The organism is Roseovarius sp. MBR-78 (assembly GCF_040547535.1).
Classification (GTDB): domain Bacteria; phylum Pseudomonadota; class Alphaproteobacteria; order Rhodobacterales; family Rhodobacteraceae; genus Roseovarius.
In genome coordinates this window covers 126,676-138,747 of the sequence record NZ_JBEPPX010000001.1, presented here as the reverse complement: position 1 = coordinate 138,747, position 12,072 = coordinate 126,676, and the positions used below count along the sequence as shown (strand labels likewise).

Here is a 12,072-nt window from a genome sequence, read left to right as displayed (position 1 = left end):
ATCCGGGCCGCGCGCCGGGCGCGCGCGGCCGGTCTCAGACAGGGTGACGATGACAACGCACGATTCCGGCCCCACGCCACATGCGAGCGTGACGCTGGCGCATCTTTCCGACCCGCACCTGCCCCTGCCGGGGGGCGTGCGGCTGGGCGAGGTGCTCAACAAGCGGCTGCTTGGCCTGCTGTCCTGGCATCACAAGCGCCACCGCCACCACCGCCCCGAGATAGTGGCCCGGCTGGTGGCCGACATGCAGGCGCAGGCCCCCGATCTGATCATGGTCAGCGGCGATCTGACCAATCTCGGCCTCGACAGCGAGTATCGCGCGGCACGGGCCTGGCTCGACACCCTGGGCGATGCGTCCCGCGTGATGACGATCCCCGGCAATCACGATGCGCTCGTGGCCGGGGCCTGGCCGCGCGGGGCGGCGGCGTGGCAGCCCTATTGGCAGGGCGATGCGGCCGCGCGCTCTGCCGAGGTCACACAGGCCTTTCCGGCGCTGCGTCGGCGCGGGCCGCTGGCGCTGATCGGCGTGTCGAGCGCGATTGCCTCGCCGCCGGGCTTTGCCACCGGCGCGGTGGGGGCGACGCAGCGCGACCGGCTTGCCGCGATGCTGCGCGCCACGCGCGAGGCGGGGCTGTTTCGCCTGCTGATGATCCATCACCCGCCGCTCGCGGGGACGGTCTCGCCGCGCAAGCACCTGCGCGATCACGCGGCGGTTTGCGCGCTGCTGGAGCGTGAAGGGGTCGAGATGGTGCTGCATGGCCACAGCCACCGCAGCCATCACCAGGTCTTGCCCACGCGCGACGGGCCGGCCCCGGTGATCGGCGTGCCCTCGGCCTCGTCGATGCATCGCGAAGCAGCGGCCTATAACCTCTATCGGATCACCCCCGGCACCGGCGGCTGGCAGGTGGAGGTGCGCCCCCGGCGCATGAGCGCGGCAGAGCGCATGCTGGCAGGCCCCTGCACCCGCCTGACGCTCGCGCGCGGGCACGCGGCGTGAAGGCGCGCGCGCCATTCCATGCAGCGCACCGACGCGTGGCCGTGGCGCTCGCGCCGCGCGCGTGCTACCGCTGCGCCACCCCCGCGCGCCTTGCGCGCCGGATGCCCGGCCCATTTACGAAAGACCGCCCATGCGCCTGATGACCGATCTCTTCCGCGCCTATCCGATGGCCAGTTTTCTTATGGTGCTGGCGCTGTTCCTCTCCGGTCTGGCCGAGGGGCTTGGCCTGTCGGCCCTGCTGCCGATGCTCAAGATCGCGCTTTATTCCTCCGAAGGCGCGGCATCAGCCGAGCCGCCCGGAGAGCTGGAACAGACGGTCATGGATGTCATGACATGGCTGGGCATTCCGATCACGCTTGGCGCATTGCTGCTGGTGATCGTGGTGGCCGCGGTCTTCAAGGCGGTCCTGCTTCTGCTCGCGCAGCGGCAGGTCGGCTATACCGCCGCGCAGGTGGCCACCGACCTGCGGCTGGAAACCCTGCGCAACATGATGCGCAGCCGCTGGTGCTTTTTCCTGCACCAGCCCGCAGGCAAGCTCACCAATGCGCTTGCGACCGAGGCGCAGCGATCCGCCGAGGCCTATATGTTTGGCGCGGCGGCGATCACGTTCCTGGTGCAGGCGCTGGTCTATGGCACGGTGGCCGTTCTGGTCTCGTGGGAGGCGACATTGCTTGGCCTGATCGGCGGCACTGTCATCATCTGGCTGTCGCATTTCCTGGTGCGCGTCACCCGCAAGGCCGGCAAGAAGCAGACCGATCTGATGGTGTCGCTGATGTCGCACCTGACCGACATGCTGCAATCGGTCAAACCGCTCAAGGCGATGGCGCGCGAGAACCTTGCAGACCAACTTCTGTATCAGGAGACCAACCGCCTCAACAAGGCGTTGCGCCGTCAGGTTCTGGCCAGTGCCGGGCTCAATTCCGGGCAGGATCTGATGTTCGTGATCGTCATCGCCTTCGGCATCTACATGGCACTGGGTGTGCTCTCGATGGAATTTGCCACCGTGCTCATCCTCGCAATCACGCTGGGGCGGGCGTTCAATTTCCTTGGTAAGGTGCAGAAACAGTATCAAAAGCTCGCGCAGAGCGAGAGCGCCTATTGGTCACTGAAGGAAACCAGCCGCCGCGCGCAGGACGAGCAGGAGCATCTCGGCGGGCATGTGGCCCCGGCGCTGAACACGGGCATTGCCTTGCGCGATGTCAGCTTTGCCTATGACGGAAATCCGGTGCTGTCGGGGCTCGACCTCGATATTCCCGCGCACCGGATGACAACGCTGGTCGGGCCGTCCGGGTCGGGCAAGACCACGATCATCGACCTCGTGATCGGGCTGTTGCGCGCCGATGCGGGTGAGATCACCATCGACGGCATCCCCTTTCAACAGATCGACCTCAAGGCGTGGCGGCGCATGGTGGGCTATGTGCCGCAGGAAACGGTGCTGCTGCACGACACGATCGGCCACAACGTCACCCTTGGCGATCCCGCCATCTCCGAAGAGCGGGTCATCGAGGCGCTGAAAAAGGCCGGGGCTTGGGAATTTGTCAGCGGCTTTGCCGAGGGCATCCACACCGTTGTGGGCGAGCGCGGCGGGCGGCTTTCGGGCGGGCAGCGGCAACGTATCGCCATCGCGCGCGCGCTGATAAACGACCCGAAGCTGCTGATCCTCGACGAGGCGACAAGCGCGCTCGACGCCGAGAGCGAGGAGGCCATCATCGACACGTTGCGCGCCTTGCGCGATCAGGTGACGATCCTCGCCATCACCCATAACAGCCGGCTCTCGGATGCCGCCGACATCGTTCACCGGCTGGAGCCGGGCGGCGCGCTCAAAGCTGGCTGATACGTTCCGCGCGGGGGCTTGTGCCGGGGATGCCGGGCGGTGCCTCTTCCATCAGTGCGCCGATACGGGCAATCGCGCGCGCCATGTCGCTGGGCGGCGGGGTCTGCTGCACCGCGGGCACCGGATCGCCGAGCCAGCCCATCCGCCCCGACTGCACCAGCCGCAGATGCATCTGGCTGATATCGCGCGACAGGTGCTTCCACCCCCAGCGCATCAGCGCGCGATAGGCCAGCGCGCCGAGGCTAAGGTCGGGGCGGTCCCTGTCCTGCCGCGCGAGGGCCTGCGCCGCCTCCGCCTCGCCAAGCGCCAGCGCCATGTCGCGCCGCATACTCAGCCGCCCTGCCCCGCAATCGAACATATGCACCGGTTTGCCGGTGGCGTAGGCCTCTGACAGCATCGAGATACTGTCGGCGGTCACGATGATCTCATCGGCCAGCGCCAGAAAGCCGAGATAGGGATTATCAGGATCGTTGGGCTTCCAGCGATAGAGTTGCATCGGCACCTGCGATTGCGCGGCAAAGGCGTCGATGGCCGCAGCCGGGGTGCGGGCGCTGGAACTTATCAGCAGCGAGGCACCGCGCGCGCGCGCCAGCGCCAGCGCATCGCGCACCAGCCGCGCCGCCGCGCGCGGGCCAAAGGCATATGGCCCGCTGCTGCCGCCGATATTCACCGTCAGATACGGGCGCGGCAGATGCGCAAGCGCCGGGGCCCACCGGCGCGCGGCCTCGGCCAGTGGCCGCGCGCCCAGCGGATGCAGCGGCAGCGCGTTGCGCAGCACGTTGGGGCGATCGGGCACGCGGTATTGCGGGGTTGTGATGACCAGGTCGAACAGCGCCGGATCGGCCCAGAGCCGCCCCAGGAACACCAGCCGCGTGCGCCCGCCGGATTGGTCGCGGATCCACCGCGCCACCGGCTCGTTGCGCATCCCCATCGACAGCACCAGATCGGGCCAGGGCGGCGCAAGCGTGTCAGAGCGCGCGAGGTCGATGCCGCGCAAATCGCGCCCGCGCAACAGGTTGGTGCGCATCTCGTATTTGCGATAGCGCAGGGTCTTTATCTCGTAGGGCCATCCCAGCCCTTCGGCGAGCGCGCGCACCTGCGTCTTTTCGCCCGAGCGATAGGCGTCCACCACCCAAACGCGCGGGCCTTGTCGCGGCTCAGACATCGGTTGCCTGCGGCGCGGGGGGTGCCTTGGGCCAGCGCCGCTTCAGGCAGACCCATTCGCCAGGGCTCTCGCGGATCCACGCCTCGAAACGCTGGTTGAGCTGATGGGTCAGGTCGATGATCTGTTCGGCGCGGGGCGCTTGCGGATTGCGCGGCACGAGCGGGGCCTCGACCTCGATCCGAAACCGGCAGCCCGGCAGCCGCACCGTGCGGATCGGCAACAGCGGATAGCCCCGCATCGACAGCATGGCGGGCAAGGTGCTGGTCGGGGTGGGCACGTCGAAGAAGGGCACCATCTCACCCTGATCGACGCGCGTATCAAACGCCGCACCGACCGAGTTGCCGGCGGCCAACTCGCGCAGGAAGGTGCGCGCGCCGCCAACCCCCGGCACGAGGGGGCCACCAAAGGCGCGGCGCCGCGCCAGAAAGAACCGGTGCAGCCATGGATTGGGTTCGCGGGTGTAGATCACCGAAATATTCAACCCGTGCTCGCGCCCGACAAGATTGCAAATCTGCCACGCGCCAGCATGGGCGGTGGCGAACACGATCGCCTGCTTGCGGGCGATGACCTCGCCCGCCTCCGGATGGATCGCGAAGTCGAGATAGCGCCCGCGCCGCCGCCAGATCCGCCCGAGCAGGAACAGCTCCGCCGCCGCCAGCCCCGTTGTCCGAAAGATCTGCCGCACCACCGCCTCGCGCTCCGGCTCGCTGGCCTGCGGCAGGACGGTGAACAGGTTACGCCGCACCACCCAGCGTTTCTGCGCGTTGCGATAGCCCAACCAGCCAAGCCCCCGCGCGAACACCGCTGCGACCACCGGAAACGGCATCATCCGGGCAAGGCCAAGCAGGATGTAGAACAGCGACGCCTCGGCCAGCCATATCGGCGTTTGCACCCAGTGCATCCGCGCGATCAACCCCTTGGGCATCAAGTAGTTCTTGGCCATCGAAAGACCCCAAGCCGAAGCGGCACCATTGCACCATGAAGAGAAAGCGGCAGGCCGCAGACCTAGCCCCTGTTCGGTTTCTCCGGCCGCGACGGATAGGTGCTGAACACCCAGTCCCAGAACGGCGTGCTGACCCCATAGCGCGCATGCTCATCGCTGAAATGATGGCGCATGTGATAGTGCTTGAGGAATTTCAGCACCGGATGCCGCATCGGGAAATGATGCGTCGCATAGTGGATATAATCATAGATGAGGTAACCGATGATGAAGAACCCGGTAAACGGCTCGGCCAGGGGATAGGGCAGCACCAGGTAGAATATCAGGTAGAGCACGGCGATAATGGGCAATGCGCCCGCAGGCGGCATAAGCAGCCGGGTCTTGTCTTGCGGGGTGTCGTGATGCACGCCGTGAAACAGGTAGATGAAGCGCCGCCCCAGATCGGTCTGCGGCTCGAAATGAAACAGGTAGCGGTGCAGCAGGTATTCGGCCAGGGTCCAGGTCACAAGCCCCGCCACCGCGAGCAGCGCCATGCTGCTCAGGCCGATCTCATGCACGCGCACGGCGCGCAGCACGAGCCATGCCGCCACCGGCCCCCAGATCAGAAGCGGCACGATCGGGTGCACGTGGCTCAGTTTTTCAAGGATCGGGTTCTTGAACAGGCGCACCGACTCGTCGACACGGCGGGTGCGACTCGGTTGATGGTTCGACATGGGATACTCCAGTTATTCGGCTGCTCCGCGCGCAGGCTCGTATACATCGGTTTTAGTCCGCAGAACAGATGATGGCCAGATTTTGCTGGTGCAAAGCCATTCGCCGGGGCGGGATGTGATCCAGCGCTCGAACGTGGCGTTGATCTGATGCGCGAGATCCATCACCTGCTCGTCGTAAGTGGCCTCTGGGTCGCACGGGCGCAACGGCGCGTGAAAGCGCACGCGAAACCGCAGGCCGGGCAAGCGCGTGACCTCGACCGGCACCAGCGGCACGCCGAAGCGCATGGCAAGGCGCGCGGGCAGGATCGACGATTCCTTGTCCTCGCCGAAAAAGGGAATGGGTTTTCCGCCCTCTATGCGCCTGTCGGTGACGATAAGTGGGGATTTTCCGGCCCTGAGCGTCTCGATGAACCCGCGCAGACCGGCATCTCGCGCAATCAGGTCACAGCCGAGCGCGGCGCGATACTTGAGCATCTTGCGATCAAGCCACGGGTTCGAAAGCGGCGCATACATCGCGCAGCCCGCGATGCCCAGCCGGGTGACCGCAGCCGCCGCCACTTCCCAATTGCCGATATGCGCCGACACGAAAACCGCCGAGGCACCGGGTGTTCCATAGGCGGGAATTTGCTCATCAATCTCGATATCCAAGCGGTCCTGCGCCGGATCGCACAGAATCTGCAGCTTGGGATATTGCGCGACAAGCGCACCGGCATTTGCCCAGACATCGCTTGCCAGCCGGTCGATCTTGGCGGGCGGTGCCTCGGGCAGGACCAGCGACAGATTGGCGCGCACATGCAGGGTGCGCCGTTTGGCGATAGTGCCGAAAATGCGGCCCAGACGCGCCCCGAAGGCAGAGCCCCAGCTTACCGGAAGCCACCGAAACAGCCCGAGAAACGCCCCGACAAAGACGAGATCTGCAAGCCAGAGGGCGTTGCGCACAACCACGTTATCGACCGCCCTTTGCCGATGCGCATTACCGAGAATGAATTTGGCCAAGGAGACTCGACTTCTTGTTTTGCAATGTGGATACTTGCCACGGTTAAATGGAGCCAGATGCGGGAATTACAAGCATTTTCCGAACGATGTTCCCCCGGCTCCGATCCGGGATCATCATTGGTTGGGTAAGGTGACATCGCGACCCTTTCACGCCGCGATCGACGCTCCGTCAAGGTATCCATCGCCGCGCGCGCGTGCAATTGCGCGCAACGTCACGGTCACTGCTAGAAAGGCCTCCCATGTCCGCTGATACGTCTGATCGCGATCAGATCACGATCGCCGAGGCCACGACCGGCCGGGTCATCAAGGATTTCCTGCACCTGCCAGAGCGTATCTATGCCGATGATCCCGCCTGGGTGGCCCCGCTTCTGCTTGAGCAGAAGCAGCGCGTGTTCGACAACAAGCCGCTCTTTGCCCATTGCGAGGTTGCCGCCTGGGTGGCCTATCGCAACGGCACCCCGGTCGGGCGCATCACCGCGCAGCTTGACCAGATGCAGCCCGAGGACGAGACCGGCAAGATCGGCTATTTCGGGATGCTCGAGGCGGTGGATGACCGCGCGGTGTTCGATGCGCTTTTCGACACCGCGCAAACCTGGCTGCGCGCGCGCGGGGCGGCCTCGATCCGGGGGCCCTACAACCTGTCGATCAACGAGGATCTCGGGCTTCTGGTCGAGAATTTCGACGATCCTCCCTTCATCCTGATGGGCCATGCGCCGCGCTATTACGCGCCCCGGCTGGAGGAACAGGGCCTTTCGATGGTCAAGGATCTCATCACCTACAAGGTGCGGCCCGATTTCGTAGCCCCCGACGTGATGCAGAAACTGGCCGCCCGCGCCAGCCGGACGGTGAAAATCCGCCCTCTGGATCGCAAGAACAAGGCTGCCGATTTCGAGGCCATGCGCGAGATGTTCAACGACGCGTGGTCGGACAATTGGGGATTCGTGCCCTTCACCAACGCGGAATTCGAGGAAACCGCCAAGCTGCTATCGGTGCTCCTGCCCGAGGATTACATCCAGATCGCCGAGATCGACGGGCAGCCCGTGGCCTTTATCGCCGCGTTTCCCAATATCAACGAGCTGATCGGCGATCTGCGCGGCAGGCTCTTGCCGTTCGGCTGGGCAAAACTGCTGTGGCGGATCAAGGTCAGGGGCGCGCGCAGCGCGCGGGTCGCGCTCATGGGGGTGCGCAAGCAATACCAGTATTCCCGCCTCGGCCCGACGCTGGCCTTTCTGGTGATCGACGCGGTGCGCAAGGCGATGGTGCAACGCAATGTCACATCCGTTGAAATGGGCTGGGTGCTCGAGGATAATCATGGCATGCGTCACATCATCGAGGCCATCGGGAGCACGATCTACAAACGCTACCGCGTCTACCAGAAGCCGCTATGACGCGGACGCAAGCAGATCATGGGTGCCCCCATCAGGAAAGTGAGACCGTGAAAGACTTTGCTTCAGTCGTTCTTGCCGGTGAAAGAGCCGACAGCGATCCGCTGCGCGATGAAACCGGCGTGCCCTGCAAGGCCATGCTCGACATCGGCGGCACGATCATGATCCGGCGCGTGATCGACGCGCTGACCGCGGCCAAATCCATCGCCTCGGTCAATCTGAGCGGCCCCACCGAGACCTGCGTCAAGAGCGATGCCTGGCTCGCGGGCATGGTCGATGAAAACCGCATCACCTGGGCCCCGCCCGGTGCCTCGCCCAGCACCAGCGCTTATGACATGCTGCGCCGGTTTCCCGAGGCGCAGCCGGTCCTCATCACCACCGCCGACCACCCCCTGCTCTCTGCCGAGATCGTCGATCATTTCTGCCGCAACAGCGCGCAGACCGGCTGTGACGTGGTGATCGGCCTCGCGCCCTATGATCTGGTGCGCAAGACCTATCCCGACCTGAAAAAGACCGTTCTGCGGTTTCGCGACGGCGGGTATTGCGGCTGCAACCTCTTTGCCTTCCTCACCAAGGACGGGCGGCGCGTGGCCGATTTCTGGCGCCAGGTCGAGAAGGACCGCAAGAAGCCGCTGGTCGTGATCCGGCTGCTGGGGCTATGGGCGCTCTTGCGCTACAAGATGGGATGGCTGAGCCTCGATGCCGCCCTCGCCGGGCTGTCGCGCCGGGTGGGGCTTCGGATCGGCGTGGTGATCCTGCCCTTTGCCCATGCGTCGGTGGATGTCGATTCGGTATCTGACTACCTGCTGGTTCAGCGCTACAGCCAAGAGGCGGCATCGCAGGAGGCGGGCTGAACCGGGCGCGGGGCGCAACTGATGGCGGGCAGGCCGCTTATATCTCGCGAAACCGCGCCTCTTGCCGGGCCGACCAGCGCACGGTGAGGTCAAACCCGTCCTCGGTCTGGCGCTCGGCCTCGACAAGCTCCTTGTCGTAAAGCCACGCCCGCCTGCGCCCCTCGTCAAAGCGCAGATGCAGATCGCTCAGGTGGCGCGCCTCGGCCAGCGCCTCGGCCATTGCCGCCACCAGCGCCGCGACCCCCTGCCCGGTGACCGCCGAGACGGCCTGCACATGCTCTGCCCGCGCGGCCTGGGTCAGCGCCGCGTCACGGGCCTGTGCCTCCAGCCGGTCGATCTTGTTCCAGACCTCGATCCGGGGCGTGTCGGCGCGCACGCCGAGCCCGTCGAGGATCAGGGCCACATCGCGCGCCTGCGCCTCGGTCTCGGGATGCGAGATATCGCGGACATGGCAGATGAGATCGGCCTCCAGCACCTCCTCGAGCGTGGCGCGGAATGCGGCGACCAGTTCGGTGGGCAGGTCGCTGATGAATCCGACCGTGTCCGACAGGATCACCTCGGGGCCGCCATGCGGCAGCGCCACGCGCCGCATCGTCGGGTCGAGCGTGGCGAAAAGCATGTCCTTGGCAACCACGTCCGCCCCGGTCAAGCGATTGAAAAGCGTGGATTTCCCGGCATTGGTATAGCCCACCAGCGCGACGATGGGATAGGGTACCTTGGCGCGCGCCGCGCGATGCAGGCCGCGCGTGCGCACCACCTTGTCAAGCTGACGGCGCAGGCGCACAAGCTGTTCGTCGATCGCGCGGCGGTCGGCCTCGATCTGCGTCTCGCCGGGGCCACCGACGAATCCGAGGCCCCCGCGCTGCCGTTCCAGGTGGGTCCAGGCGCGCACCAGCCGCGTGCGCTGATACGACAGCGCCGCCATTTCCACCTGCAACACGCCCTCGCGCGTCGCCGCGCGGTCGCTGAAAATCTCGAGGATCAGGCCGGTGCGATCGAGGATCTTCACGTCCCAGTCGCGCTCCAGGTTGCGTTGCTGCACCGGGCTTAGCGGGCCATCGACCAGCACCAGCTCGGCCTCGGTCCCGTTGATGAGCGCCTTCAGCTCCTCACGCTTGCCCTTGCCAAAGAGCCGCCCGGCATCGGGCTTGCGCAGGCGCACCACCTCGGCGCCCACGACCTCGAGATCGGGCAGCGCCTGCGCCAGCGATACGGCCTCCTCAAGCGCCAGCGCGCTGTCGCGCGTGCCGGGGCCGCCGACAATCTCGGGATGCAGGACAAGGGCCCGTGTCGCAGCGCGCGCGTGTTCCTTCAATTCTCGCCGTCGCCTTCATAGAGCGAAACTGGCTGCGACGGCATGATGGTCGAGACCGCATGCTTGTAGACAAGCTGCGATTGCCCGTCGCGGCGCAAAAGGATGCAGAAATTGTCAAACCAGGTGATGACGCCCTGCAATTTCACCCCGTTGATGAGAAAGATCGTGACCGGAATCTTGGCCTTGCGCACATGATTAAGAAACGCATCCTGCAAATTCTGACGATCCGAAGCCATTATATCCCTGCCCTTTATTCTTGCGGGTGCCGTTCACGGCACCAGGTTCACCTCAGGTCTGGCGCAGTATGTCCCGAGGCGGGCCGGGTTTCCAGCCCGAAATTCAGATGCGCTCATTCACGCCATGCTGCCGGGTTGATGAGCGCGATCAGCGCCAGCGTCTCGACCCGGCCCAGCACCATCGCCCCCGAAAAAACCAGCTTGCCGAAACCGCCAAGCTCAATGAGCCGGATCGGCACGTCGCTCGCGCTCGAAATCAGCGGCCCGGTGGTCGACAGGCCCGCCAGCGCGACGATCAGCGCCCCCTCGAAATCAAGCCCCGCCATCGCCAGAAGCGCCGTGACCGCGGTCAGCGTGAGCGCGAACAGCATGAAGAATATCCATGCGATATAGGCCCCCTGCCGCCGGATGCGCCGCCCGCTGTCAGAGGCACGCCCCACCGACGAGGGATGCACCAGCCGCTCGAACTCGCGATAGGCGTGCAGGTAGAGCGCATAGACCCGTAGCAGGCGCACGCCGCCCGCCGTGGTCGCCACGCCGCCGCCAATCATCGCCAGCCCCATCAGGATAAGCCCCGGCGCGCCCAGCCCCGACCAGGCCTGCGCCTGGCTCCAGTCGGCGCTTTCAAACCCCGTGGTCGTGAGGAATGACAGCACCGTGAACACCGCCCCCCAAAGCGCGCGCAGCGCCTCTGCCGGGCGCGCCGCCTCCTCGACCTCGATCGAGCCGATCCAATGCCGCGCGAACAGCACCAAGGGCACCGTCAGCACCAGCATGAGGCCCAGCCGGAACTCGGGGTCGTAGAAGAGGCCGGGCCGCGCCGTCGGCACCGTATCGGAGGAGAAGGTAAGCCGCGACAGCGCAAAGAGCAGAAAGCCGAACACCACGATCTCGCCGCCCAGCCCCGAGGCCCCGTTATGCAACCCGCCCACCGAGGAAATCCCGCTCGTGGCCAGCGTCGACATGGCGTGAATGAGCGCGACAAAGGCGCGCTCGCCCCCGGCCATGAGCGCGATCCACAGCACCAGCGTCAGCCCCAGATAGGCGGGCGTCAGCGTGCGCGCCGCCAGCGCCACGCGCCGCGCCGGGCGCGCGCGCTGAAACCGGCCCAGCACGGCATCGTCCTGCCCCGGCTCGGCGCGCACCGTCACCTCGAACCCGCCAAGGCTCATCGGCGCAAGCACCGCCGAGGCCGATATCCAGATCAGCAGCCCGCCGCCCCAGCCGACCAGCGCGCGCCACAGGTGCAGGCTGTCCACGATCCGCCCCGAGGCCCCGAACATCGTGGCCCCGGTGGTGGTCAGGCTCGATACCATCTCGACATAGGCGTTGAGATAGGTTGTGTTGCCCACCCCCTCGTAGAGCGGCAGCGCGAGATAGAGCGGCAACAAGAGATAGGCCAGCAACAGCGAGCCGAGATGCTGCGCATCGGTGGGCTCTCGCCCCGCGACACGGGCCGAGATCGCGAGCCCCACCGAGACCACCGCCGCAAGCCCCAGAAGCCCCGCGTAGAAAAACGCCCGCGCCACGCTGGTATCGCCGCGCATCAGCGCATCGAGCGCCGGCAGAAGCATCAACAGCGCGGCAATCCCCGTGAGGATCATTATGAGCGGAAATCTGAGAAGCCGCGCGGTCAT

The 12,072-nt window shown here is 66.0% G+C and carries 11 protein-coding genes; 4 read left to right on the top strand and 7 right to left on the bottom strand.

The window, feature by feature from the left end:
- Positions 1-49 precede the first annotated feature (49 nt).
- Positions 50-997, top strand: coding sequence for a metallophosphoesterase family protein (locus ABIE58_RS00705; protein ID WP_354542750.1), 948 nt, complete (start codon positions 50-52; stop codon positions 995-997).
- 139 nt (positions 998-1,136) lie between these two features.
- On the top strand, positions 1,137-2,831 hold the full coding sequence (locus ABIE58_RS00700; protein ID WP_354542749.1) for an ABC transporter ATP-binding protein: 1,695 nt from the start codon (positions 1,137-1,139) through the stop codon (positions 2,829-2,831).
- Here the strand turns inward: ABIE58_RS00700 and ABIE58_RS00695 are convergent.
- The 4 genes from ABIE58_RS00695 to ABIE58_RS00680 all read right to left on the bottom strand — a co-directional run bounded on the left by ABIE58_RS00695 (position 2,818) and on the right by ABIE58_RS00680 (position 6,645).
- Positions 2,818-3,996, bottom strand: a complete 1,179-nt coding sequence (locus ABIE58_RS00695; protein ID WP_354542748.1) for a mitochondrial fission ELM1 family protein — start codon at positions 3,994-3,996, stop codon at positions 2,818-2,820. The two genes, ABIE58_RS00700 and ABIE58_RS00695, sit on opposite strands and share 14 nt — an antisense overlap.
- The gene (locus tag ABIE58_RS00690) at positions 3,989-4,939 is read right to left on the bottom strand and encodes a lysophospholipid acyltransferase family protein (RefSeq protein ID WP_354542747.1); all 951 of its coding nucleotides are present in this window, start codon (positions 4,937-4,939) and stop codon (positions 3,989-3,991) included. Before ABIE58_RS00690 ends, ABIE58_RS00695 begins: the two co-directional genes overlap by 8 nt.
- A 62-nt stretch (positions 4,940-5,001) precedes the next feature.
- Positions 5,002-5,649, bottom strand: coding sequence for a sterol desaturase family protein (locus ABIE58_RS00685; RefSeq protein WP_354542746.1), 648 nt, complete (start codon positions 5,647-5,649; stop codon positions 5,002-5,004).
- A 12-nt stretch (positions 5,650-5,661) separates the two neighbouring features.
- Positions 5,662-6,645 (bottom strand): lysophospholipid acyltransferase family protein, encoded by a 984-nt coding sequence (locus ABIE58_RS00680; RefSeq protein ID WP_354542745.1) that lies wholly within the window; start codon positions 6,643-6,645, stop codon positions 5,662-5,664.
- 239 nt (positions 6,646-6,884) lie between these two features.
- Here ABIE58_RS00680 and ABIE58_RS00675 point away from each other — a divergent pair, with 239 nt between their 5' ends.
- Together ABIE58_RS00675 and ABIE58_RS00670 are read left to right on the top strand one after the other, a co-directional pair.
- Entirely contained in the window at positions 6,885-8,033 is a 1,149-nt protein-coding gene (locus ABIE58_RS00675; protein ID WP_354542744.1) for a GNAT family N-acetyltransferase, read from the top strand.
- 47 nt (positions 8,034-8,080) lie between these two features.
- A complete protein-coding gene (locus tag ABIE58_RS00670; RefSeq protein ID WP_354542743.1) occupies positions 8,081-8,884 on the top strand; it encodes a nucleotidyltransferase family protein in 804 nt (267 codons plus the stop codon).
- Between the two features lie 37 nt (positions 8,885-8,921).
- Here the strand turns inward: ABIE58_RS00670 and hflX are convergent, their stop codons facing one another.
- From hflX to ABIE58_RS00655, 3 genes are all read right to left on the bottom strand, one after another.
- A complete protein-coding gene (hflX, locus tag ABIE58_RS00665; RefSeq protein WP_354542742.1) occupies positions 8,922-10,199 on the bottom strand; it encodes a GTPase HflX in 1,278 nt (425 codons plus the stop codon).
- Positions 10,196-10,435: an RNA chaperone Hfq gene (hfq, locus tag ABIE58_RS00660; RefSeq protein WP_354542741.1), complete on the bottom strand. Its 240-nt coding sequence runs from the start codon at positions 10,433-10,435 to the stop codon at positions 10,196-10,198. The genes hflX and hfq overlap by 4 nt, the downstream gene beginning before the upstream one ends.
- 113 nt (positions 10,436-10,548) lie before the next feature.
- Positions 10,549-12,072 (bottom strand): TrkH family potassium uptake protein, encoded by a 1,524-nt coding sequence (locus ABIE58_RS00655; protein WP_354542740.1) that lies wholly within the window; start codon positions 12,070-12,072, stop codon positions 10,549-10,551.